This is a genomic window from Vibrio sp. LQ2, from assembly GCF_023920125.1.
In the GTDB taxonomy this organism is placed as follows: Bacteria; Pseudomonadota; Gammaproteobacteria; order Enterobacterales; family Vibrionaceae; genus Vibrio; species Vibrio fluvialis.
In genome coordinates, this window is sequence record NZ_CP085308.1 from 1,224,454 (window position 1) to 1,248,928 (window position 24,475).

The 24,475-nt window shown below is 48.5% G+C and carries 19 protein-coding genes; 8 read left to right on the forward strand and 11 right to left on the reverse strand.

Annotated features, from left to right (window positions below; all coding sequences use genetic code 11):
• Positions 1-8 precede the first annotated feature (8 nt).
• From mfd to LGV68_RS05770, 3 genes are all read left to right on the forward strand, one after another.
• Positions 9-3,470 (forward strand): transcription-repair coupling factor, encoded by a 3,462-nt coding sequence (mfd, locus tag LGV68_RS05760; RefSeq protein WP_222749509.1) that lies wholly within the window; start codon positions 9-11, stop codon positions 3,468-3,470.
• A 103-nt stretch (positions 3,471-3,573) separates the two neighbouring features.
• On the forward strand, positions 3,574-4,350 hold the full coding sequence (locus tag LGV68_RS05765; RefSeq protein WP_020327795.1) for a peptidoglycan binding protein CsiV: 777 nt from the start codon (positions 3,574-3,576) through the stop codon (positions 4,348-4,350).
• 67 nt (positions 4,351-4,417) lie between these two features.
• Positions 4,418-4,957, forward strand: a complete 540-nt coding sequence (locus tag LGV68_RS05770) for a GNAT family protein (protein ID WP_055453399.1) — start codon at positions 4,418-4,420, stop codon at positions 4,955-4,957.
• Positions 4,958-4,996: 39 nt separating this feature from the next.
• On the opposite strand, the gene LGV68_RS05775 is transcribed toward LGV68_RS05770, so the two are convergent.
• The 7 genes from LGV68_RS05775 to hinT all read right to left on the reverse strand — a co-directional run bounded on the left by LGV68_RS05775 (position 4,997) and on the right by hinT (position 10,966).
• Positions 4,997-6,286: an NAD(P)/FAD-dependent oxidoreductase gene (locus tag LGV68_RS05775; RefSeq protein WP_075988710.1), complete on the reverse strand. Its 1,290-nt coding sequence runs from the start codon at positions 6,284-6,286 to the stop codon at positions 4,997-4,999.
• A gap of 346 nt (positions 6,287-6,632) precedes the next feature.
• The gene (gene ycfP, locus LGV68_RS05780; protein ID WP_020327798.1) at positions 6,633-7,172 is read right to left on the reverse strand and encodes an alpha/beta hydrolase YcfP; all 540 of its coding nucleotides are present in this window, start codon (positions 7,170-7,172) and stop codon (positions 6,633-6,635) included.
• A 100-nt stretch (positions 7,173-7,272) separates the two neighbouring features.
• A complete protein-coding gene (locus LGV68_RS05785; protein WP_020327799.1) occupies positions 7,273-8,127 on the reverse strand; it encodes a phosphotransferase in 855 nt (284 codons plus the stop codon).
• A gap of 23 nt (positions 8,128-8,150) precedes the next feature.
• Entirely contained in the window at positions 8,151-8,741 is a 591-nt protein-coding gene (gene lpoB, locus LGV68_RS05790; protein ID WP_020327800.1) for a penicillin-binding protein activator LpoB, read from the reverse strand.
• Between the two features lie 29 nt (positions 8,742-8,770).
• The gene (locus tag LGV68_RS05795) at positions 8,771-9,160 is read right to left on the reverse strand and encodes a DUF1425 domain-containing protein (RefSeq protein WP_222725364.1); all 390 of its coding nucleotides are present in this window, start codon (positions 9,158-9,160) and stop codon (positions 8,771-8,773) included.
• Complete coding sequence (locus LGV68_RS05800; protein ID WP_038127189.1) at positions 9,160-10,551, reverse strand: lipoprotein; 1,392 nt, start codon at positions 10,549-10,551, stop codon at positions 9,160-9,162. Before LGV68_RS05800 ends, LGV68_RS05795 begins: the two co-directional genes overlap by 1 nt.
• A gap of 64 nt (positions 10,552-10,615) precedes the next feature.
• The gene (gene hinT / locus LGV68_RS05805; protein ID WP_020327803.1) at positions 10,616-10,966 is read right to left on the reverse strand and encodes a purine nucleoside phosphoramidase; all 351 of its coding nucleotides are present in this window, start codon (positions 10,964-10,966) and stop codon (positions 10,616-10,618) included.
• Positions 10,967-11,221: 255 nt separating this feature from the next.
• On the opposite strand from hinT, the gene LGV68_RS05810 reads away from it, so the two are divergent.
• Both LGV68_RS05810 and LGV68_RS05815 read left to right on the forward strand, forming a co-directional pair.
• Complete coding sequence (locus LGV68_RS05810) at positions 11,222-13,213, forward strand: methyl-accepting chemotaxis protein (RefSeq protein WP_047456925.1); 1,992 nt, start codon at positions 11,222-11,224, stop codon at positions 13,211-13,213.
• A gap of 176 nt (positions 13,214-13,389) precedes the next feature.
• Positions 13,390-14,550, forward strand: coding sequence for a DUF1887 family protein (locus LGV68_RS05815; protein WP_020327805.1), 1,161 nt, complete (start codon positions 13,390-13,392; stop codon positions 14,548-14,550).
• 54 nt (positions 14,551-14,604) lie between these two features.
• Here the strand turns inward: LGV68_RS05815 and fadR are convergent, their stop codons facing one another.
• Positions 14,605-15,444, reverse strand: a complete 840-nt coding sequence (fadR, locus tag LGV68_RS05820; protein ID WP_020327806.1) for a fatty acid metabolism transcriptional regulator FadR — start codon at positions 15,442-15,444, stop codon at positions 14,605-14,607.
• Positions 15,445-16,112: 668 nt separating this feature from the next.
• Between fadR and nhaB the strand changes: the two genes are divergently transcribed.
• Both nhaB and dsbB read left to right on the forward strand, forming a co-directional pair.
• Positions 16,113-17,705 (forward strand): Na(+)/H(+) antiporter NhaB, encoded by a 1,593-nt coding sequence (gene nhaB, locus LGV68_RS05825; RefSeq protein WP_020327807.1) that lies wholly within the window; start codon positions 16,113-16,115, stop codon positions 17,703-17,705.
• 85 nt (positions 17,706-17,790) lie between these two features.
• Positions 17,791-18,312 (forward strand): disulfide bond formation protein DsbB, encoded by a 522-nt coding sequence (dsbB, locus tag LGV68_RS05830; RefSeq protein ID WP_020327808.1) that lies wholly within the window; start codon positions 17,791-17,793, stop codon positions 18,310-18,312.
• 50 nt (positions 18,313-18,362) lie between these two features.
• On the opposite strand, the gene LGV68_RS05835 is transcribed toward dsbB, so the two are convergent.
• Positions 18,363-21,257 (reverse strand): DNA translocase FtsK 4TM domain-containing protein, encoded by a 2,895-nt coding sequence (locus tag LGV68_RS05835; RefSeq protein WP_252536378.1) that lies wholly within the window; start codon positions 21,255-21,257, stop codon positions 18,363-18,365.
• Between the two features lie 183 nt (positions 21,258-21,440).
• Positions 21,441-21,935: a leucine-responsive transcriptional regulator Lrp gene (gene lrp, locus LGV68_RS05840; protein WP_004726475.1), complete on the reverse strand. Its 495-nt coding sequence runs from the start codon at positions 21,933-21,935 to the stop codon at positions 21,441-21,443.
• Between the two features lie 155 nt (positions 21,936-22,090).
• Here lrp and ald point away from each other — a divergent pair, with 155 nt between their 5' ends.
• Positions 22,091-23,215, forward strand: coding sequence for an alanine dehydrogenase (gene ald, locus LGV68_RS05845; protein ID WP_075988715.1), 1,125 nt, complete (start codon positions 22,091-22,093; stop codon positions 23,213-23,215).
• Positions 23,216-23,239: 24 nt separating this feature from the next.
• On the opposite strand, the gene LGV68_RS05850 is transcribed toward ald, so the two are convergent.
• Positions 23,240-24,436, reverse strand: coding sequence for a methyltransferase (locus LGV68_RS05850; RefSeq protein ID WP_055453558.1), 1,197 nt, complete (start codon positions 24,434-24,436; stop codon positions 23,240-23,242).
• Positions 24,437-24,475: the final 39 nt, after the last annotated feature.

A 24,475-nucleotide genomic window follows, 5' to 3' on the forward strand; every position in this document is an offset into this window, starting at 1 on the left:
GCGTTACCATGACTAAACAAACTTTACTCTCTCTGCCTGCCGCTACTGGAGCGGGAGACAAAAAACACGTTGGTAATCTTCATGGTGCCAGTCTGGCGCTCGCCATTGCCGAATTGGCCAACCAGCACAACGGCCATACTCTGCTCGCAGTGCCTGATCCACAAACGGCGCTTAAGCTGCTGCAGGAGATTGAGCAGTTCAGTCAGGCAGCGGTGGCTCTGTTTCCGGATTGGGAAACCCTGCCGTACGATAACTTTTCGCCGCACCAAGAAATCATTTCCGACCGAATTTCCCGGCTCTATCAACTGCCTTCGTTAACGCGCGGCATTACTATCGTGCCGGTGAGCACACTGTTGCAACGTCAAACACCGCGCGATTTTCTGTTACAACACACGTTGATGGTCAAACGCGGAGACCTGTTCTCGTTAGATAAGCTGCGAGTGCAGTTGGAGAACTCTGGTTACCGCCATGTCGATCAAGTCTTTGGTCCAGGCGAATACGCCAGCCGTGGTTCGATTCTCGATCTGTTCCCGATGGGGAGCGCCGATCCGTACCGGATTGACTTCTTCGATGATGAAATCGACACCATTCGTACTTTCGATCCGGAAAACCAGCGTTCGATTGAAGAAATCGGTGAAATCTGTCTGTTACCAGCACATGAGTTTCCGACCACCGAGCAGGCAATTGAAGAGTTCCGTACGCGATGGCGCGGCCGCTTTGAAGCGCGTCGCGAGCCCGAATCTGTCTATATGCAGGTTTCCAAAGGTACGTGGCCGGCGGGGATCGAATACTGGCAGCCGCTGTTTTTTGACCACACCGAAACGCTTTTTGACTATCTGCCTTCAGGCAGCCAGTTGTTGAGTGTTGGCCAACTAGAAAACGCCATCGATCATTTTCTTAAAGATGTGGATTACCGTTACGACCAACGCAAAATCGACCCGCTGCGCCCACTGCTGCCACCGGAGGAGCTGTGGCTGAAAAAAGACGAACTGTTTGCGCGTTTTAAAACCCTGCCTCAGGTGCTGCTGAGTGTTGAACCGGTGGAAGAAAAAACCGGCCGAGTCAATCCACGTCTACAACCACTACCAGACTTGGCAGTTCAACATCAGAACAAAGAACCACTGGCCGCTCTGCGCCAGTTCTGCGAAAGTTTTGCCGGGAAAGTGATTTTCTCGGTGGAGTCTGAAGGTCGCCGCGAAGCACTACTGGAACTGCTGCAACGCATCAAACTTCGTCCGCAGAGCAAAGCCGACTTTATGCAGGCTTATCGGAATGACGATAAGTTTGCGTTGGTGTTGGGCTCGGCAGAGCGCGGCTTTATCTTTGGCGATCATCAGCTTGCGTTGATTTGCGAAAGCGATTTACTGGGTGATCGCGTTATTCAGCGCCGCAAGAAAGAGCGCAAAGCGACCAACAGTGATGCCATCATCCGCAATCTGGCTGAACTCAAACCAGGGCAACCCGTGGTGCATATTGATCACGGTATCGGTCGTTATGTCGGCCTGCAAACCCTGGAAGCTGGCGGTATGACCACCGAATATGTGACGTTGGAGTATCAGAACGACGCCAAGCTTTACGTGCCGGTTTCGTCGTTGAATCTCATCAGCCGCTATTCCGGCGGTGCCGAAGAGAGTGCGCCACTGCATAAACTCGGTGGCGAAGCATGGGCAAAAGCGCGCCGCAAGGCAGCGGAGAAAGTGCGTGACGTTGCGGCGGAGCTGCTGGATGTATACGCCAAACGTGAACTGAAACCTGGCTATAAATTCCAACTCGATCGCGATCAGTACGCGACCTTCAAATCGGGCTTCCCATTCGAAGAAACCGACGATCAGGCAATGGCCATTAATGCGGTGATGTCGGATATGTGTCAGCCGAAAGCCATGGACCGTCTGGTGTGTGGTGACGTGGGCTTTGGCAAAACCGAAGTCGCCATGCGCGCCGCCTTTGTCGCCACCGACAACGGAAAACAAGTGGCGGTATTAGTGCCGACCACCCTGCTCGCTCAACAACATTTTGAAAACTTCCGCGACCGTTTTGCTAACCTGCCGATTCGGGTAGAAGTGCTATCGCGCTTTAAATCGGCCAAAGAACAGAAAGCCATTTTGCAAGACGTGGCAGACGGCAAAGTGGACATCGTTGTCGGCACTCATAAGCTGCTTTCGAGCGACATCAAGTTTGCCGATTTGGGCCTGCTTGTGGTCGACGAAGAACACCGTTTCGGCGTGCGCCAGAAAGAGAAGGTCAAAGCAATGCGCGCTGACGTCGATATTCTGACTTTGACCGCAACACCGATTCCGCGAACCCTCAATATGGCGATGAGTGGCATGCGCGATCTGTCGATCATCGCAACCCCTCCGGCTCGTCGTATGGCGATCAAAACCTTTGTTCGTCAGAGTGAAGACAGCGTGATCCGCGAAGCCGTACTGCGTGAAATCATGCGTGGTGGTCAGGTGTACTTCCTGCATAATCAGGTGGAAAGCATCGATAAAGTGGCCGCCGATCTGGAAAAACTGATTCCGGAAGCACGCATTACCGTCGCGCACGGCCAGATGCGCGAGCGCGAATTGGAACGCGTGATGAACGATTTTTACCATCAGCGCTTCAACCTGCTGGTGTGTACCACCATCATTGAAACGGGCATCGACGTGCCGACCGCCAACACCATCATCATGGATCGCGCCGATTCATTGGGTCTGGCGCAGTTACACCAGTTACGTGGACGCGTCGGCCGTTCTCACCATCAGGCTTACGCCTACCTGCTGACGCCGCATCCGAAAGCAATGACCAAAGACGCGATAAAACGGCTTGAAGCCATTGCCTCGTTGGAAGATCTTGGCGCAGGCTTCACTCTGGCGACTCACGATCTGGAAATTCGCGGCGCGGGTGAATTGCTTGGCGATGAGCAGAGCGGTCAGATTCAGTCGATTGGTTTTACGCTGTACATGGAAATGCTGGAGCAAGCCGTCGAAGCCTTGAAGTCAGGCAAAGAGCCGTCCTTGGACGATCTCTTGCGTGAGCAAACCGAAATTGAAATGCGAATTCCTGCGTTGCTGCCCGATGACTACATTCCGGACATTAACACCCGCTTGTCGATGTACAAGCAGATCGCCAGCGTAGCTGACAGCGATGAACTGACGGAACTGAAAGTCGAGCTGATTGACCGCTTTGGCAAACTGCCGGACGCTGCGCTCAACCTGCTGGCGATTGCCGAACTCAAACTCAACGCCGCACGACTCAAAATCCGCAAAATTGAGGCACATGAGAAAGGTGGCTACATTGAGTTCTATCCGAATGCTGACATTAACCCTATGTTTTTGGTTAAACTACTGCAATCGCAACCGAAGAAATTCGCTATGGAAGGGCCGACCAAGTTTAAATTTGCCTTACCTCTGGTCGATCGCAGAGAAAGAATTCAATTTGTTGCAGACATGTTGAGTGAATTCCAGCAAAATCTACTTCCAGCAGCCTGAGAGATACGTTCTCTTTTGATCTACCCATACAGCATGATGTGATTGTTTCATTGGTGTATGGGGACAAGAATAAAGTGCCGTCGCACTGAATAACGGAGTCATAATGAAAAAGCTGATCCCACTACTACTTTTGCTGGTATCCATGCCAAGCCTGGCACAGCGACAGTTCGACATTGAAGTGATTCTCTTCAAACGAGCGGTTGATGCTGAAAAAGTGAGTGAATCATGGCCAAACAGCCTGCCGGAAATCAACGTATCGCGCGCTGGCAGCTTCGGCGATGCGAATTATCGCCAGTCAAAAGGCGTGCAGATGCTGCCTTATTCTCAGTACCAACTAAACGATCAGGCCCAGAAACTGAAGAACCACGCCGGTTTCCAGGTACTGCTGCACACGGCTTGGCGTCAGGGTGATGAAGGCCGCGCTGCCGCGCCGATTTTTCACATTCAGGCGGGCAAAGATTATTCTGCCCAGTTTAAGCCGGATGGCAGCGAGATGACCAAAGCAGCCACCACCGACACGCCGATTAATGGTGTTGTAGAGCAGAGCATTGCCAAACCGCTGTATGAGCTCGATGGCACACTGCAAATCTACGTTCAGCACTATCTGTATGCTGAGGCAATGATGGATTTAAAAGAGCCAAGCGTGCGCGAAGTGGTGATGAAGGATACTCCACTGGATCTGACGGTGGCACCCGATGAGCAGAATGCCACCGTTCAGGCGGGTAACCTGGAATCCGTATCGCCAACCGTGGATGTGGAATCATTCCTGAAGAGCTACCGCATGGATCAGAAGCGCCGAATGCGCAGTGGCGAAACCCACTATTTGGATCACCCTCTGATGGGGATGATCATCCAGGTTCGCCGAGTCGACCAGAATTAAAGAAACGCCCCTTGTGGGCGTTTCTTTTATACTCAAACCTGATAAACCGTGCATAGGTGCATCACTTATGAGCCCTGATTTTCAGATAATTACCCAACGTCTGCAATTACGCCTGATTACTCTCGATGAAGCCGCGGAGTTTGCTGACTGCGTTCGCCACTCCCCTTCGCTGCACCAGTGGGTGGATTGGTGCTATGCGCAGTTCTCAACGCAGGAAGCTGAACGTTTCATCCTGGCGACCCGTTTGAACTGGGTAAAGGCCGACTCTTACGGATTTGGTGTGTTTGATAAGAAGCAACAGCAACTTGTGGGAATGGTGGCGATTAATGAGTTTTACCATACCTTCAATATGGCCAGCCTCGGTTACTGGGTTGCCGACACCTATCAGCATCAGGGCATGGGAAAAGAAGCGCTTAGCGCGCTGATTGAGTTCTGTTTCAGCAGGCTGGAGCTCACCCGGCTTGAGATCGTTTGCGATCCGGACAACGCAGCCAGTCAACGTCTCGCTATTGCCTGCGGTGCGATGCAAGAAACCATTGCCAGAAACCGCTTTCTGTTCGACGGTAAACCTAAAGATGGCATTGTCTATTCATTGATTCCAGAATAATAAAAAAGCCCCTGATGGGGCTTTTTTAATTCATCTTGCTTAGTGAAGCTTGAGGTTTGGACGCAATACGCGGTTGATTCGTCCCACCAGCATCATCAGGCCAGTTTTGAACATGCCGTGCAACGCCATCTGATGCATGCGGTATAGTGAAATATACACCACCCGTGCGATACGGCCTTCAACCATCATAGAGCCTTTAGTTAGGTTGCCCATCAGGCTACCAACGGTAGAGAATCGGCTCAGAGACACCAGAGAACCATGGTCTTTGTAGACGTAAGGTTTCATCTCGCGACCAATCAGTTTTGCCACAATGTTTTTAAACGCAAGACTCGCCATCTGGTGCGCAGCTTGAGCACGTGGTGGAACGAATGAACCGTCAGCCTGAGTGCATTGTGCCAAATCGCCGATAACAAAAATATCGTCGTCACGTGTGGTTTGTAGAGTGTCTTTCACCACCAGTTGGTTAATGCGGTTGGTTTCTAGGCCAGCAATCTCTTTCATGAAATCCGGTGCTTTAATACCCGCCGCCCAAACCATGATTTGCGCAGAGATTTTTTCGCCGTCTTTCGTTGTCAGGCCATCCGATTCCGCTTTTGTGACCATCGTTGCGGTACGCACATTCACACCCAGTTTAGTCAGCTCACTGTGTGCAGCAGCTGAAATACGTGGTGGCAATGCTGGCAGAATACGTTCACCCGCTTCAATCAGGTTCACGTTCAGCTTGCTGGAATCCAAATCACCGAAGCCATAGGTATGCAGTTCTTTCACCGCGTTGTGCAGTTCCGCTGACAACTCCACGCCCGTCGCGCCCGCGCCGACAATAGCGATATCTACCGTACCGTTACCATTTTTCGCGTGCAGTTTCAGGAACTCGTTGTTCATCTCTGTACGGAAGCGGTTTGCCTGTTCAGGGCTATCCAGGAAGATACAGTGTTCACGAACACCAGGAGTGTTGAAATCGTTCGATGTGGAACCAATCGCCAGCACCAGAATGTCATAAGACAATTCACGTTTTGGCATCAGAAGCTCACCATGTTCATCTTTCAGTTCGCTCAGCATGATGGTTTTGCTGTCGCGGTCGATGGACTCAAGGCTGCCTAGTTGAAAGTCAAAGCTGTGGTTTTTGGCATGAGCACGGTAACTCAGAGCGTCCACCCCTTCATCCAGAGACCCGGTTGCAACTTCGTGCAACAAAGGTTTCCAAAGGTGGCTAGAGTTACGGTCTACCAGTGTGATTTCTGCGCGATGTTTACGGCCCAGTGTACGGCCCAGCTTGGTTGCAAGCTCAAGACCACCAGCGCCACCGCCTACTACGATAATGCGTGTCACAACAACAATCCTCAAAACAAATATCAATAACTATGGTTCGGCACGATGACTCATACCGAGAGAATTCTTTGCAAAACTGTCGTTTGGGTATCGATGTTTGTTTTCGGCTATTAATGCTCTATCGACACGTTCATTGGGCTAAAAGCGTGGTTAACGCAAAAATATCGGGCAAGTTTTCGTTCTTGCTCTTTCTGTTTTTTTGATATCTATCAAATTTTTTATGCGCAAGCCATTATATAGAGGTAAATTCCCCACGCAACCTAAGAATTCGCCGAATTCGCTGCTTTTTTGCGACAAAAAAACGGCCCGTATTGTGGGCCGCTGAAACTCATTTCATTTGTGCTGGTTATGCATTTTTGAAGGATTTGATCGTCTGTAAATGCTGCGAAATCTTTTTGAATTTGTGAGACTGCGCTTCATCCCAAACAATGTCATAGTAATCCTGTAGCTCTTTAGCAGTTTCCCGATTGTCCAGAATCTCGTCGTTACGTGACAAAATAACTAGGCAACGGCCTTTATTCTTAACTCGGTACTGCTCGACGCATTTGGTGGCGATGTCTTCGTACTCTTCAGGACGATCAATTCGCCCGACCATGTTGCGTTCAGGATGCAGATTAGGATTCATAATCACCTGCTTGATACCGCACAAGAAACCCACCCGCTCTGACCAATAGCCGCCTAAACCTACCCCACAAATGATAGGGTGTGGGTCGTTGGATTGCTCAATCACTTTATGAACTTCTTTGAGCAGATGCTGCATATCATGCTTAGGATGCAAAGTACTGTAGTTGATGAAACGAACGTCGTCGTCGATGAACTGAAGCTGCAGGACTTTCTCGTGGTTCCCTGGGCTAGTTGAGTCGAACCCGTGCAAATAAATAATCATAATGTCCCCCGATTCCCTTGAGGTTTTAATCTACCACGAACTGTATGGTTTTAAAGATATAGAAAACAATTTACCGCAACAAGGTGGATAAACAGTGATCCTAACTACAGAATGTTTCTTTGATGTGTAATGCCTGCTGATAGTAACTGTCGTCCCCCCACAACTGGAACGCCAGCAGATACCACAGCATGGCCATCATGGTCGTTCGCGGTAACCAGGCTTGCACACCATCCACCCACACATCAACATCATCAATGTCACGTAACTGGCAATAACGAAATACGGAATCGAGAATCTTCTCTCCGGCCACATTGATGCTCAGCGCTAAGTCCATCCTCGGGTCTGCGATTGCGGCATATTCCCAGTCGATAACTTTATTGCCCTGTGCGGTTTTCACCATATTGTAGCCCGCCAGATCAAAATGACACAGCGCAGGCAGGACATCCACCGTATTCGGAGTCGTTCTCCAGGCCTGATACAGCGACTGAATCTCAACGGTTTTGAACTCAGATTTGAGCTGCATCCAATAGTGATCGACCCTTGCCGTAAAGCTGAACGGGGCCACCGGAATGCGGGAAACATTCAGTTCATGAATGCGGATTTGTGTGCGAAGCAGCGAATCGAACGGCAAATTATTGGTCAGCGATTCGCCTTCTATCCACTCCACCAGCAGACCCTGATCGTTAACGGATACGGCTGCCGGACCGATATGACTGGATTCAATCGACTTAAGAATCTGATATTCCTGGAAACGAGAGATAGAAAACGCTTTGGTGATCGGAGTTGTCGGACGCCATACATAGGCTTTGCCTTGCGAGCAGACCACTTTCCAACAACGGTTGGTCAACCCTCCCGTCAGCGTTTGCGCGTATTCGGGAGGAAACGAGAAAAAGTGAGTAAGGGATTGCAACGTGGGGTCTAACTGACACGCTTCACGCCAGGACATTCTCGCCATCACTCACCTCTTCATTTCAAAGCTTACAAACCAAACAAGCTTTTAGACTGCTGCTTACGAATTTCGGTTTCATCTGCCCATTCGATCAGGCCTGTTTTCAGGTCCATCAGGCGCATGGTCATTTTGTAGTAAACGTCAGTGTCACTACCTGCATTCTTCACGATGCTGGATAGGTTGCCATACAGCATGTACTCGGCGCCCACCATTTTACCAAACTGAATCGCTGTGCTTTGGTTCACCAGTTCATCGTTGTTCTGGAATTTCAGCTGTTCACGCACAGCCTCGACACGATCCATATCCACAAAGCGGAATTTACCCGAATTCAGCATTTTAGTACTGATGGTATCGGTGATGGACTCGGTATCGATGTGTTCGCTGGTTTTGTTTTTGATGCGCTCAACAAATACGATTGGACGTGAGTCACGGGTGATTGCCGACACTGAACCAGACATCATCATGCTATCAATCATATCTGCAGCGATCTTTTGCAGATCCGTAGAACCGAAGTCGACAGTGACAGTTTCTACAGCTTGTGCATCACCATAACTGACTTTGTTTGAACAGCCGCCCAGAATTACTGCCAGGCCAAGCAACGCGATGATACTTTTTTTCATTCTGAATCCTCTAAACTAACTCGATGAGTTTAATCATTTGATGCACGGATTTGTACGCGGAATTGAGTGCCATTCGGGTTCACCGACACTTCCGACAGCGATACTGTCTCTTCCCCACGTACAATAATTTGTTTCCAAGGTCCCGGCTGCGTGTTCACTTCCAGTCCTTCATTGTCGTACCAATAAAAACGGTACTGCAAATGTTGGTCACCGCTGTATTGACTCAACAGACGAACGACACCGCGGGTGTGGCCATCGAACACACTAGTGGCGATATCTTCAACGCTCAGACGGCCCGCCAAAACGTTATCGCCTATCAACACTCGCTGTGTGCTGCCATCAACTCGCAAGCCAGCGGTGTTGTCAGCACATCCCATCAGCGCTAACGCAGACAATAAACAGATTAACCATTTTTTCATTACAATCTTCCCAGTTGTTTATGCCATACGGTGGCATGATTTCCCTGACGCGACAGCCACACCAATGTTGTCCCGCGTTGCGGTACAGTAAAGGTGTAATTTTGACCATCCACCTGTAAGTTTTGTTGACCAGCATCGACCACGGAACTAGAGGCATTCACAGCTTCAGGTAACGTCAACCAACTGCGCGTATCGGGTTGCTCCGTTAACGTATTCAACACGTTAAAAATCAAGTTGCCGACATCGTCACCTTTGGTCGCTTCTTTGCGCAACTGATCTTTTGCCACCACTCGTAACGCCTGACGTATAACCATTGCCGGCATTCGTTCTCGCAGATCGCGTTGCGCCATCAAATCCACATCCGTCAGGCGATCACTGTGCAACTCCGTATCATTGAGACGCAGAGGTGCAAACCGCGGCGTTGTTTGCTTGGGATAGTAAGGCAACGCCAAAGAATACAACGCGGTATTCCCTCTGCTGTCAAAAAGCGGTAAAGATAACCGCCAACTCTCCAAAGCCTGCACAATACCTTGTTCGTCAATCACGATAACCCGCCCCTGCTGATCGTTTAGGGACTCATTCTGACCGTAACGCGTGGTGAGCTGCGTCAGGTCTTCGTTCATGCCAAGACGCTGTGCGACGCGAATCGTACCATCGATCACAGCACGGTTTTCCGGAGCCACCGCCAACGCGCGTCGATAATCAACATACGCGCTGTTCAAGTCATTCGAGGCTTCGTAAAGCAGTGCTGAAAGATAAAGCAGGTAACCGTTTTGCACCGCTTGCAGTGTCTGCCCGGCATCCGGATATCTGGCCAGAACACTGCCCAGATTCGGAGTGACGCCTTTTGACTGCATTTCCTGCTGCGCTTGCTCAAGTTCCGCTTCACGAGACTTTCTTGCCTGCTCTTGCACCTGATTTGCCCGGCGCATTTCCACCAACGCCCCTTCTAAACTATTGTTTTGAAGATAGTTCAAACCAAGATAAAGATGCAAAAAACCAAGTTCATAGTCTGCTGGCTGATAGTCATTGAGGTTATCGTTTACCGCCAATGAACCCACGCTGGTTGCCGTCGAGCTGAGAGAAATAACCGCTTGATCCTGCTGGCGACGAATCGCCGTATCCGACAACTCAAGTGCGGATTGGCTTTCAGCGTATTGGCGATTTAGAAAATAGACGCGGCCTTTTTCCAGATTGTCCAGAATGTCTCCGGCAACGTAATCAGAAAACTCTTCGGTGGCTTGTTGATAATCGCCCGCTTTAACCGATTGGTATAAGTCAGAATTCTGAGCACTGTAATGGCTAAAAAGATTACCAGCCGTGAAGTTTGCACAGGCGCTAAGCCACACACAGGTAAGCGAAATGGTCAGGTGTCGTAAGTTAAACTTCACTACAAACTCCGCTTGAGCATCAATAGAAGCGTCTGACCCGGGCAACGCCGGGCCAGACAAACGGTTAACTCATCAACAGAGGGCCTAGCGGACGGCCGCCCACCAGATGCATGTGGATATGGTAAACCTCTTGGCCGCCGTGTGAATTGCAGTTCACTAACAAACGGTAGCCATCTTCAGCAATACCTTCCTGCTCAGCGATTTTCTTCGCCACGGTAAACATGCGGCCTAAAGCAAGTTCGTCTGCTTCTTGCACGTCATTTACGGTCGGAATCAGTTTGTTCGGAATGATCAGGACATGGCTTGGCGCACGTGGGTTAATATCACGAAATGCCGTTACCAGGTCATCTTGATACAGAATGTCAGCGGGAATTTCTTTGCGAATGATTTTACTAAAAATGGTTTCTTCAGACATGAAGCTCTCCATCAGAGGTATTTTGAAATGTCATTGTTTGAGTGAGTATGCGACAAGGCGTATTAAAGCTCAATAAAAAACACCGTTCACTTAACAGAAACAAAGTTTGGCGGCAGATAAAAAATGTTTTTGCAGTGTCCGTCATAAAATGCGCTTCTCACGCTCAATACAATAATGATTATTTTGTTAATTTTTTAAGACAAATTTGTCATTACTATTTTTATAAGAATTTTGAGTGTATCAAGGGAGAGATTTATGCAAGGTTCAGTGATCAGGCGTATGTACGCCGGCTTTGCGCTGATAATCATCATGTTCGCCGTGACGGTGGCCATCATGATGGGAGGTATGAGCCAAATTCATTCCAATTTTGAAGGGGTATCCAAAACCGCTTTACCACTAGTTTCACTGTCTAATAAAACCAGTGTTCAACTGCTCTCTGCAGACAAATCTTTCAAAGACTTTTTGACCACGCAGAATGTCGACCGTATGAACGTAATGCGCGGTGAATTCGCTCAGGCGAAAGATGATTTCAGCGCCGTATTGAGTCAACTGGCAGCGGCGAGCGTCTCACATCCTGATTTGCAAGAGCGTATTGACGCTCTTAAGCAGTTGGAAAGTCGCTATTTTAACGAAGCCAATGAAGCGATGAACAACTATCAGGCGATGTTCGACGCTCAGGCAAAAGTACAAAAATCCACGCGCGAATTTCAACGTCTGCATTTTGAACTCAATGTGGGTATGAAGAGTTTTGTTGATGACCAAAGTAGCATCTCCGTCAAAGTCATGGCCAAAAGCTATTTCATCAAGCTGAAGGACGCCGAAGTGATTACCTCGGATGCCCTGGCTAGCTCAGACGTGGATTTTGTTGAAAAGGCCGTGGCTAAGAACAAGAAAGCGGTTACTCATCTCAATTACGCCTATCGCGGTCTTGCCACGCAACTCCCTGAGTTAAAAGAAACCTTCGATGAACCCGTACAGAAGTTCACTCAAGATATCGGCCAGAAAGGCGGCGTACTGGATCAACACAACGAATACCTCAAAGCGCGTGCCGCGTTGTATGACAACATCGCGAACTTAGCGACCGAAGTTGACAATGCGATGAAGATCCTCGATTCGTTCAACCAAACAGCGACGCAAGATCTGGATAACTCACTTGCTGAAGCTGGCAACGTTTATCAACAAGGCGTGTACAAGGCGATCGGAATCGGACTGGTGGTCGTGCTGCTGGCCGCGGGTATTGGCTATCACATCGCGCACAGCGTCCGTTCACCATTGAAACGTATTCTTACTACACTGGAAAGCCTGACGCAGGGCGATATGACCCAGCGAATTGAAATCACTCATAACAATGAGTTTTCTCGCCTCAGCGGTCACATCAACTCACTGGCGGATAACCTGCATGATATTTTGCTCAAACTCAATCAAGCCTCAGATGATCTGACCTCAACAGCCAATCAGAACCAATCGACCTCACAAGGCGCGCAATCGCAATTGAACAGCCAACGCGAACAAACCGCTAGTGTGGCGACCGCCATGACTGAAATGGCCCATTCTGTTCAGGAAGTGGCGCACAGTGCGCAAAACTCGTTGGAAATGGTACAACAGGTGGAAACGGCTTCGGAGTCTGGCCGCCATATCATGAGTAACAACATTACCACCATCAACCAACTGGAAACTCGCCTGAACGATTCTGTAGAAGCTGTGGGGCAACTGCGTAAAATGAGCAGTCAAATCGGTTCGATTCTGGATGTTATTCGCAACATCGCAGAACAAACCAATCTGCTGGCACTCAACGCAGCGATTGAGGCGGCACGTGCTGGCGAGCAGGGCCGAGGCTTTGCCGTGGTTGCTGATGAAGTGCGCGTACTGGCTCAGCGTACCACCGAATCAACGTCCGAGATTGAAACCATGATCAGCAATCTGCAGACCAGTTCAACGTCAGCCAGTAAAGTGATTGAAAGTTGTATGCAAGATATGGAGCAGTCGGTGGAGCAAGCTTCTCACGCCAACAGTGCGATGGAAGAGATTCAGGCATTGATCATCGAGATCAGCCAAATGAGTACTCACATTTCTCAGGCGGCAGCGGAGCAAAGTGAAACCACAACAGCGATTGCTCGCAGTATTGAAGACATCAACCATATTGCCGATGAAAGCTATCAGGCGATGAGTGAAATTGCCCAAACCAGTGCCAATCTGACTCAGTTAGCCAGTCAGCAGAGCCACCTGGTGCATCGCTTCAAATTGTAAAACCGCAACCAAACAGCCGCTTGCTTTGTTAGGGCGGCGTAAAATCTTGACTCAGGGTGACTTTTCTAAGCGGTCACCCTTGTTTTTTGTGCGCTGCGTCGTTATATGGATACTATGGCTTGCAACGCTCTTCTCAAATATCCCAATTTTTCGCAAGCCAAACATGAGGATAACGTATGGCCGTTCATGTTGGCATCATAGATCAGGATCCGGTTCGTCTGATCACTCCGCTACTGGATAATCGAACCGTCAGTCGACACATTGTGTTTATCGGTGACCGTTCACAAGAATCAATGTATGTTCGTTTGCATACGGTCCTCAATCAGCGTGATATCACTTCTGAGTTTTTCGAGATTCCTGCGGGTTCAAACATCGCCGACATCAAAACCTCGATTCGCGAACTGGCTGAAGACCTCAAACAACGCAATCTCGACGTCAAACTAAACGCCAGCTGCGGTCTGCGCCACCGTTTGCTGTCGGTCTATGAAGTATTCCGCACATATCACTGGCCGATTTTTGTCGTTGAGCCGAACAGTGATCGCCTGTGCTGGTTGTATCCGGATGGCAATAAAGATACTCAGGTTCAGGACCGCATCACCATTTCCGATTATCTGACCATTTTCGGCGCACGTGGCGAGTTCAGTGAGCAAAATCTGCCACCGCAACTGGATCAAAAGCTTTACGAATTGGGCGAACGCTGGGCAAGCAACGCTCTGGAGTTGGGCCCTGGTCTGGCGACACTGAACTATCTGGCAACCACTTGTCGTAAAGAGCAGCGCCTGGATGTTGAGCTGTCCGACAAACAGCAAGGCTACCGCGAACTCAATCTACTCCTGAGTGATTTAGTGGAAGCTGACATCGCCACTTACGACAAAGGGATTCTCACGTTTGCTAATGAAGACGCGCGACGCTTCTCAAACGGTGAATGGTTAGAAACCTTGGTTCACAGCACCGTTCGTCAGATCCAGGACGATATGCCAACCATTCAAGACCGCTCGCTTAACGTGCAGGTTTATCGCCAACTGGGCGATCGTGAAGTGCGCAACGAGTTGGATGTTGCTACGGTGGTGAACAATAAGCTTCACATCATTGAATGTAAAACTAAAGGCATGCGCGACGACGGCGATGATACGCTGTATAAACTGGAGTCATTGCGTGACTTATTGGGTGGGTTACAGGCCCGTGCCATGCTGGTGAGCTTCCGTCCGTTGCGTCACAACGACATTACTCGCGCCGAAGATCTCGGTTTAGCGCTCATCGGTCCGGATGAGCTCAAAGACTTGAAAACTCATCTTAAAAACTGGTTTGCCGCTGCCGGTGGTAGCGAAGAAATCTAATCCATTAAAAAAGCCCGCTGAGCGGGCTTTTTTATTTAATCAGTGATGGCTCGCTTAGCAATCATCTTCTGTAAAGTTCGATGGCAGCGTAGTCTTCATCTGGTTCCAGATATGCGCACTCGCAATACCGTACTGACGAATAATACCCGGCAACTGTTCACGATCGCCAGTTGAACATACATCCAACAATTCACGATAGAATTTCATCGCCAATTGGCGTGCTTCCGGGTTCGAGAAGTAGTAGCTACCAACGCGATCATACAGCTTTCTCAAACCATTAAAGATCAGACCGTAAATCTGGTTGCCAGAGTGGAACGCCAGACGTTGGAACAACATGTAATCGTAGAAATTAAACGTTTTCGCCAGTAACAGCTCCTGACGTTTCGCTTCATCTTTCTCACCATCGTCTTTCACCTGCTGCAGAATTTTCTCTGCGTAAGGGGAAGAGGCGATAAATGCGTCCCACGACTCAGCGTTCAACAACGACTCACACGAATCAATCACATTGGATATGGTGCGCTCACTGCTTTCTTTGTTTACCTTAAACGCATAACGCATAAAGATAGGGCTGATGTTGGTTCGCGCGGCCAGAAGATCCTCGACGATACTGGTTGCGTTTTCCGCATCCAGTGTCATTAGAGTATCCAAGATATGTAAACCGGAGGTTTCCATAAACTGGTTCACTTTGGTTGGCTTACCATGTTGAATGGTTAACCATCCATCACGAGCTAAACGCTGTAAAACTTCGCGAAGCGTTGTACGTGTTACACCAATCAGTTCGGAGAGCTCTCGCTCGGCAGGCAGAATGGAACCCGGTGGGAATCGACCATTCCAAATGCTTTCAATAATGTATTTCTCTGCAAAACCTGCTGGGCTTTTTGCCTTGATGACCATTAAGTACTTTTCCAGTTTTCTATTTTTTGGGTCGAATGGCACTCATCATACCACTAGTTTTCATCCAGCGGAAACAAACCATTGGGAAACTGGTAACAACCACTCAGTTAGAGTTATAGCTCTATTTTTGTTCTATCTTTTTGTTATTCAGAAATTTTATTGTGAAATAAACGTTTCAATGTGTTTCAAAATATTTCTTAATTAACCTTTCTTAGACTATTAATTTCCATTTAAAGAGATATTGCTCACATTATTATTTTTATATTCTTCAAAATTAACTTACCAATAAGAGGTATTTTTCAACACTAAACTTATATTTACTCCAATCTGCTGACATCCTCCCCTTCTGAATGAAATTTTTATAACTTTTGTGCTATGCTAGCGCCACTTTGATCGCGTTTCTCTACGAAAGTGCAGTGAGCCATTTATCAACAGATGGTTTGATATTGACTAAATTACGTCTCACTGTATTGTGGCGTTCAAAGTACAGAGTGCTTATTTTCCTCAGGGAGTGACTTAGTAAGTCGGTCGGATAGCTTCCACTTATTGATTTACTAAGCCATTGTTAAAAAAGAAATTTGTATAGACTTACGTCTGATTATATTGAATTGATTCAAAAACAGGCACATAACTTAAGTCTATTCATCACTAAAGTGAGAGTGATCACCATGCCGATGTCGCTTGGAAGCGCATTTATCAAAAACTTCTTAGGTAAAGCGCCAGATTGGTACAAAGTTGCCATTATTGCCTTCCTTATTATCAACCCAATTGTTTTCTTTTTAATTAATCCGTTTGTTGCGGGCTGGCTATTAGTCATTGAATTTATTTTCACTCTGGCTATGGCATTGAAATGCTATCCGTTACAACCTGGTGGATTATTAGCTATTGAAGCTATCGCAATTGGCATGACCAGCCCAGCACAGGTAAAACATGAATTAGTCGCAAATATCGAAGTATTATTACTTTTGGTATTTATGGTGGCTGGCATTTACTTCATGAAGCATTTGCTGCTGTACATTTTTACCAAAATTTTACTTGGCATTCGCTCGAAGCCTCTGCTTTCCGTCGCATTCTGCGTCGCGGCGGCATTTTTGTCTGCGTTCCTGGATGCGTTAACCGTGATTGCGGTCATCATCAGTGTCGCTGTCGGTTTCTATTCGATCTACCACAAAGTGGCTTCAGGGCAGTCATTCCATTCAGCCCATGACCACACACAAGATGAACACATTCCAGAGTTGACACGCGATGACTTAGAAAACTACCGTTCTTTCCTGCGGTCGCTGCTGATGCATGCTGGTGTCGGCACAGCTTTGGGCGGCGTGACCACTATGGTAGGCGAACCACAAAACCTGATCATTGCCGATCAGGCGGGCTGGTTCTTTGGGGAATTCTTGGTGCGCATGTCACCAGTAACACTACCCGTCTTCCTTTGCGGTATTCTGACCTGTGTTCTGGTTGAGAAACTGAAAGTATTCGGATACGGCTCAGAGCTGCCACCGAATGTGCGCCAGATTCTTATCGATTTTGATACTGAAGAACGTAAGACCCGTACCAACCAAGATGTAGCAAAACTCTGGATTCAGGGCGCTATCGCAATCTGGCTGATTGCTGGATTAGCATTGCACTTGGCGGCAGTGGGTCTGATTGGTCTCTCGGTTATCATTCTCGCGACGGCCTTTACGGGTGTGATTGAAGAGCATTCACTTGGGAAAGCGTTTGAAGAGGCGCTGCCGTTTACCGCTCTTTTGGCTGTGTTCTTCTCCATCGTTGCAGTCATTATTGATCAGGAGTTGTTCAAACCTATCATCGATGCCGTTCTGCACATCGAAGACAACGAAACTCAGTTGGCTCTTTTCTATGTCGCGAATGGCCTGCTGTCTATGGTGTCAGACAACGTATTCGTAGGCACGGTGTATATCAACGAAGTGAAAACCGCCATGATGGAAGGTATCATCACTCGTGACCAATTTGACTTGCTTGCTGTGGCCATTAACACCGGGACAAACCTGCCTTCAGTCGCGACACCGAACGGCCAAGCTGCTTTCCTATTCCTGCTGACATCGGCTCTGGCTCCATTGATTCGTCTCTCCTATGGACGCATGGTAGTGATGGCTCTACCGTACACTGTAGTGCTGACGCTGGTTGGTTTAGTCGGCATCATTTTCTTCGTCGATCCTATGACCAGCTATTTCTACGACATGGGCTGGATTAGTCATCACAGCGTTCCAACAATGGAGAGCGTTGTGTCGAGCGGTCACTAAAAATGTATTGAATAGGAAACTATTCCGAGATAAAAAGCTCTGAGTTATCAGAGCTTTTTTTATTTGAACAAGTAAGGACTGTTACGTGAACTTTTTATCCGGCTTGAAATCTTTTTCACAGTCTCGTCTATCCTGGGGACTGCTATTCGCCTTCATCATTTTCTTTGAAGCCTGCGCATTATTTTTTCAGCACGTCATGATGCTTGCCCCATGTGTGATGTGTATTTATGAACGTATCGCGATGCTGGGAATTGGCGGTGCAGCGGTGATCGGTCTTATCGCTCCCCAAAACCCTCTATTTCGCTGGATTGGGCTGATCGCTTGGGGTGGCAGTGCTTACAAGGGGTTGACTCTGGCAATGCAACATGTGGATTACCAATTTAACCCTTCACCGTTTGCGACTTGTGACCTTTTTGTTATGTTGCCAAGTTGGGCACCGTTGAATCAATGGTTCCCATGGATGTTCGAAGCTTACGGCGACTGCAGTAAAGTCGTTTGGCAGTTCCTGTCTCTCTCCATGCCCCAATGGCTGGTCATTATCTTTGCTGCAAATCTCGTTGCTCTGGCAGTGATCATTTTAGCTCAGTTTGCTAAGTCAAAACGTTGATATTTTGGCTATAAAAAAGGCGCCCTTTTGGCGCCTTTTTCATTTGTCGTTTAGTCTCGCACGGGAGCGGGGGCTAATACTTCTCGGTTCCCGTTGTGTCCCGGAGCACTGACTATACCTTGTGCTTCAAGCTGTTCGACAATTCGTGCTGCTCGGTTGTAACCGATCTTAAAACGGCGCTGAACGCCGGACACAGAACCGCGGCGGGTTTCTACGACGTGTTCGACTACTTGATCAAACAGCGGATCCATTTCTTCGTCGCTTTCCATCTTCTCACCCGGCAGTAAAGCGTCAGGCCCTTGATCACCGTTAGTGATCTCACTGATGTAGTTTGGCTTACCACGCGCTTTCCAGTTGTTCACAACAGCATGCACGTCATCATCGGAAGCAAACGCACCGTGCACGCGAATCGTATGGCTTGAACCTGGCGGTAGATAAAGCATGTCACCCATACCCAACAATGATTCTGCGCCACCTTGGTCGAGAATGGTTCGTGAGTCCGTTTTGGTTGAAACCGTAAACGCCACGCGAGTTGGGATGTTGGCTTTGATTAAGCCGGTGATTACATCGACTGACGGACGCTGAGTCGCCAGAATCAGGTGAATCCCCGCGGCGCGCGCCTTTTGGGCCAGACGCGCAATCAGCTCTTCCACTTTCTTACCAACCACCATCATCAGGTCGGCAAATTCATCCACCACGACTACGATGTAAGGCAGTTTTTCCAACAGCGGTGGTTCAGGGTCCATACTGTCCCCTTCCTGCCATAACGGATCGTGAATCGGGTGACCAGCTTCCGCTGCCATTTTCAACTTATCGTTGAAGCCTTTAATGTTCCGCACGCCCAACACTGACATCAGTTTGTAGCGACGTTCCATTTCTCCCACACACCAACGAAGAGCATTGGAGGCATCTTTCATGTCGGTTACCACTTCAGACAGCAGATGAGGGATCCCTTCATAAACGGACAGTTCCAGCATTTTCGGGTCAATCATGATGAAACGAACATCCTCCGGAGTCGACTTGTACAGCATACTCAGAATCATGACGTTCACACCCACGGACTTACCGGAACCCGTGGTACCAGCCACCAGCACGTGCGGCATTTTCGACAGATCGGCGACCACGGCATCACCTGCGATATCCTGGCCCAATACGATGGTTGTCGGTGATTTAGACTCTTTGAACTGCGGACTGCTGATGACATCCGATAGATAAACCGTCTGACGGCTCATATTTGGCAGTTCCAGCCCCACATAAGGCTTACCCGGGATCACCTCAACCACACGTACCGCCATCGCTGACAGTGAACGGGCAAGATCCATCGACAAGCTGGAAATACGGCTAACTTTCACGCCAGGAGCCAAATCCAGCTCAAAGCGGGTAATCACTGGTCCTGGGAATATATCCACGACCTGCGCCTGAATTTTGTAATCGGCCAGTTTCGATTCAACCAAACGTGCAATCTCTTCCAGCGCTTCACGATCGATAAAGTTTTCACGTTTCTCTGGATGATACAACAGCTCCAACGTCGGCATCGGCTCCGTCGGTTTAGGCAGATTCGCATCTTTTTGAATCAAGAACGGATTCTGTTTGGCCGCCATATTTGCCTGAGCCTCAGAGACTAAGCTCTGGAATGCTTTCACATCCTGATCGTCGTCCTCGTTGAATTCGTCATCAATGTATTGAAGCTCATCATCCACTTCGTCTGTTATCACGTTATTCGAGACGCTCGGTTCGTCGCTGTCGTCGTCATCCAGGATGTCAAAGTTGGAAATAGTCGGCTCAATATGAACGTGATCCTCCTCAACATCATCAATCGTATGACTAAAGGCAATCGGATCCACCTGCGGTTGAACGGGTTCTGAAACGGCAAAAGTGGGATCACTGATAGACGCATTCTCAATCTGCGGCGCTGCTTCATCCCATGGTAGCGTATCATCGGCGAAATCATCTTCTTCGCGGGCTACCATTTCCAGCTCTTCAATCGTGGCGCCCAATTGGCGACTGCGTGAACTTTCTAAGGTTTCTTCGTCTTCTTCAAAGCTGTACAACGGAGCGGATGTCGGTGTTACCTCGGGTGCTTTATTTGGCTGAGGTTGAGCCACCGTCTCCTTGCGTTCAGGCATGTGAATGTTAAAGCGTCGTTCTTCTGATGCGGGTAGCGTGTCCGCTTCACGGACAGGCTCTTCAAACGACATTGTTGGCGCTTCTGCACATGCAGTTTGTTGCGCTAATGAGTTGGTCACAAGCTCAGTAACCATAGGAGTCACCAGTTGCGGTGCAACAATCTCTTCTTTCTCACCGCGCAGTCGATTAATCAGCCAGTGGAAACCACGAATACTGGATTCACCCAATCTCTCTACGATATTCAGCCAAGAGATCCCCGTCAGCAGGGTAAATCCGGCTCCCCAAAGAAACAGCAGTGCCAGAGTGGTTCCCAACACGTTTAGGGTTGGTAAGGCGAGGCTGGTGAGCACATCACCGACAACACCACCGGAAGAGAAATACCAGATATCATCAAAGTTGATGTCTGCTAAGCCACAGCTGGTCAGCAATAACACCACTAAGCCCAGAAGGCGTGTTCCCCAGAGCATAAGATCAATGGATTCATCTTCGTCACGATTGCGCAGCAAAATCCAGGAGATTACCGTCAGAATGACAGGCAGCGGATAGGCAAGCGAGCCAAAGACAAAAAACAGAGTATCGGCGACCCAGGCACCAACAATGCCACCTGCATTCTGAATATCAGATCCCCACGCCGTTTGCGACCAGGATGGATCAGCAGGATTAAAAGTCAGCAGAGCGACCGCTAAAAGAATGGATGCCAGTACAGCCAGAATCAGCCCGCACTCGCGAAGACGTTGTACACCACTTAAACGAGAAGACTGAGGCTCTTCACTCGTTTTGATAATGGTTTCGACTTTATTGTTGTTCTCTTTGAACATAAACCAACTTGAATATGATTATGGCCAATGGGGGTATCACTATACGCACATTGGTAGGGTGAAAACAGTCCGAGCGGCAAAAGCCGCTCGGTTTGTTCGAAGATTTAACCATATCAAGGTCAAAAACCCAATTAGCGAAAGTCAGAATGTGGAAAGAAGTACCACTATTCCGACGAATTCTAATTAACGAGTCTTGATGACCAATTGGTTGGTCTGCTTCACTTCTTCCATCACCACGTAAGTACGAGTGTCGTTTACACCCGGTAAGCGCAACAAAGTATCCCCTAGCAGCTTACGGTATGCACCCATATCAGATACACGTGTTTTGAGCAGATAGTCGAAGTCACCAGATACCAGATGACATTCCTGAATATCATCCAGCTTTTGAACCGCTGTATTAAACTGTTCAAATACATCCGGAGCACCACGGTTTAGCGTGATCTCTACAAACACCAAAAGCGAAGCATCAAGATACTGCGGATTCAACAACGCGGTGTAACCCGTAATGTAGCCCTGACGCTCTAATCGACGAACACGTTCCAAACATGGAGTTGGAGAAAGACCCACACGCTTAGACAATTCAACATTCGAAATACGACCGTCTTTCTGCAACTCATTCAAAATGTTGCGGTCGATACGGTCTAAATCCTTGGACGGCCTTTTATAGTTGTCTGCCATTTTTTATTCCACCTTATTACTTCCTTGCAAAAATATATACTACAACTTTTTAATATTCAGTATCAAATATCATATTGTACTAACTATACTAGCCATAAATTCGATACAAAAACCCTACAATAGTCAATACAACCACATAAATATAAGGAGTCAGGATGATCATTGGCGTACCAAAGGAAATCAAAAACCACGAATACCGTGTGGGTATGATTCCAGCAAGCGTGAGAGAGCTTGCCTCACATGGCCACCAAGTCTTTGTTGAAACAAATGCCGGTGCCGGTATCGGCTTTTCAGACGATGATTACATCGCTGTAGGCGCATCCATTCTTCCTACTGCTGCAGACGTATTTGCGAAAGCAGACATGATTGTAAAGGTTAAGGAACCTCAAGCTGTCGAACGAGCTATGCTCCGAGAGGGACAAATTTTATTTACGTATTTGCACCTCGCTCCAGATTTTCCACAAACTGAAGAGCTAATCAAGAGCAAAGCTGTCTGCATAGCCTATGAGACTGTAACAGATAATATGGGTCGCTTGCCACTATTAGCACCAATGTCTGAAGTTGCTGGTCGTATGTCTATTCAAGCAGGTGCACTTACGCTGGAAAAATCACACGGTGGAAGCGGGCTGCTGCTGGGTGGAGTACCGGGAGTAGCACCAGCCAAAGTCGTCGTTATTGGCGGCGGCGTCGTCGGCGCAAATGCCGCACGCATGGCGATTGGCTTACGTGCTGATGTCACCATTCTTGACCGTAATGTCGATACGCTACGTAAACTCGATGAGGAGTTTCAAGGCCGTGCAAAAGTCGTTTACTCCACAGAAGATGCGATTGAAAAATATGTACTGGATGCAGATTTGGTGATTGGTGCCGTTCTTATTCCGGGTGCTGCCGCGCCGAAACTGGTGACCAAAGACCATATTCGTCGCATGAAACCAGGTTCTGCCGTTGTGGATGTGGCGATTGACCAAGGAGGTTGCTTTGAAACCTCGCACGCCACCACACATGCCAATCCGACTTATATTGTGGATGACGTCGTGCACTACTGCGTGGCGAACATGCCTGGCGCTGTGGCTCGTACTTCAACCTTTGCGCTCAACAATGCAACCCTGCCTTACATTGTTAAATTGGCGAATAGAGGCTATCAGGCTGCACTAACATCAGATCCTGGCTTTATGAAAGGACTGAATGTCATTCACGGCCATGTGACCTGTAAAGAGGTCGCTGACAACTTCGATTTGGCATACGTTGCACCGGGCGAAGCCATCGCCATGTTCAATTAACCCAGACCGCTTGCAATAGCCGGGCTAATGCCCGGTTATCAAGGCGTGAACCAGAATGTTTCTGGGCGTCACATCCCGCTTGCAAAACTCTGACAACGTCACCTGGTAGCCACGCTCTTCCAAATACATCGCCTTATCCAACACCAACCACAGCTCTAGTAATCGGCGAAAGCCTGACTGCACCAGACTCAATCTCTCCATGGTCCAGAATCGCAGCTCACCGCAATGCTGAAAGTGCGCATAGTCCACATCCGGCAACTCAATCCCTTTCTGCTGAGCCGCCCATTGGCAAAATGCAACGAACCCCTCGCTCAATTGGGACTTTTTAATACTGGGTATGGGCAGATATTCCATCAGTCCCAATTCGGCCCTCAACAATTCATCAAAACCTAATCGATAACTCATCTCTGCAAAGCGATGACGCCGTACACGTTCTCCCCCCGTTACCGTTTCCTGTAGGGGAATGCGCAGTTCCTGACGAGTCAAACTCAAAGCAGACGCCAGAGCAGGCTGCGACAAGCACTGATAGCGATCAGATTGCACCAGATGATAACAGCATGGCGAAAAGCTTATGGCCTGTAACGACGCATCCGTCGCGTATTGCATCAAACGGACATGCAGATCACCGCATGCATGTAACGCAATCGCATGTTGAACCGACGAAAAGCAGCATCGACTCCGTTCATCAAATGCATCGCCCTGAACAAACTGCATCGGTAAGCCCAGAGCATCCGCATCCGACTGACCAGATTCACACAGCGCATGTTGGAACTCAAAACTGGTAACCTTTTGCCCAGTCGCACTGGCCAAAACACGCCCCAGATAACCTTTCCCAGAGCACCATTCCAGCCATTCTTGGGCTTGGTGGCAAGTTATCGCTGCTCCACCAATTAGACGGATCTGCTCCAGCTTTCGACCTGGTATACCCGTTTCTATTGCTGCTGTATCTATTGCTTGACAAGACGCTGATGGTAGTTGCAACGAACGATGAATATTCTCCAACCCTTCAATAAATTTACCGATCTGGGGAAGAAGAGTGGCAGGTGATGCCTTAAACTGCTCAATTTGGTGTTCAGAAAGCGACATCAGCCAACGTTGCAGATCCGGATGGCTATCAGTCCAGGGGGCATGGGGTTGAGCACTAAGATGAAAAGACTCAAACCGCCAAAGAGGCTGAGTTTGAGTCAAAAATTGATCGAGATGTAGAAAAAGTTCACGCATGCCTGTCCCCTGTTTGAAGCGCTATTGTAGGAGGAAGGC

Bases quoted from the DNA above. Each gene is read 5' to 3' on its own strand.
- hinT (WP_020327803.1), bottom strand. From the start codon at position 10,966: ATGTCTGAAGAAACCATTTTTAGTAAAATCATTCGCAAAGAAATTCCC.
- lrp (WP_004726475.1), bottom strand. From the start codon at position 21,935: ATGGCAGACAACTATAAAAGGCCGTCCAAGGATTTAGACCGTATCGAC.
- LGV68_RS05770 (WP_055453399.1), top strand. From the start codon at position 4,418: ATGAGCCCTGATTTTCAGATAATTACCCAACGTCTGCAATTACGCCTG.
- LGV68_RS05795 (WP_222725364.1), bottom strand. From the start codon at position 9,160: ATGAAAAAATGGTTAATCTGTTTATTGTCTGCGTTAGCGCTGATGGGA.
- lpoB (WP_020327800.1), bottom strand. From the start codon at position 8,741: ATGAAAAAAAGTATCATCGCGTTGCTTGGCCTGGCAGTAATTCTGGGC.
- LGV68_RS05785 (WP_020327799.1), bottom strand. From the start codon at position 8,127: ATGGCGAGAATGTCCTGGCGTGAAGCGTGTCAGTTAGACCCCACGTTG.
- ald (WP_075988715.1), top strand. From the start codon at position 22,091: ATGATCATTGGCGTACCAAAGGAAATCAAAAACCACGAATACCGTGTG.
- LGV68_RS05835 (WP_252536378.1), bottom strand. From the start codon at position 21,257: ATGTTCAAAGAGAACAACAATAAAGTCGAAACCATTATCAAAACGAGT.
- LGV68_RS05765 (WP_020327795.1), top strand. From the start codon at position 3,574: ATGAAAAAGCTGATCCCACTACTACTTTTGCTGGTATCCATGCCAAGC.
- nhaB (WP_020327807.1), top strand. From the start codon at position 16,113: ATGCCGATGTCGCTTGGAAGCGCATTTATCAAAAACTTCTTAGGTAAA.
- mfd (WP_222749509.1), top strand. From the start codon at position 9: ATGACTAAACAAACTTTACTCTCTCTGCCTGCCGCTACTGGAGCGGGA.
- fadR (WP_020327806.1), bottom strand. From the start codon at position 15,444: ATGGTCATCAAGGCAAAAAGCCCAGCAGGTTTTGCAGAGAAATACATT.
- LGV68_RS05850 (WP_055453558.1), bottom strand. From the start codon at position 24,436: ATGCGTGAACTTTTTCTACATCTCGATCAATTTTTGACTCAAACTCAG.
- LGV68_RS05810 (WP_047456925.1), top strand. From the start codon at position 11,222: ATGCAAGGTTCAGTGATCAGGCGTATGTACGCCGGCTTTGCGCTGATA.
- LGV68_RS05815 (WP_020327805.1), top strand. From the start codon at position 13,390: ATGGCCGTTCATGTTGGCATCATAGATCAGGATCCGGTTCGTCTGATC.
- ycfP (WP_020327798.1), bottom strand. From the start codon at position 7,172: ATGATTATTTATTTGCACGGGTTCGACTCAACTAGCCCAGGGAACCAC.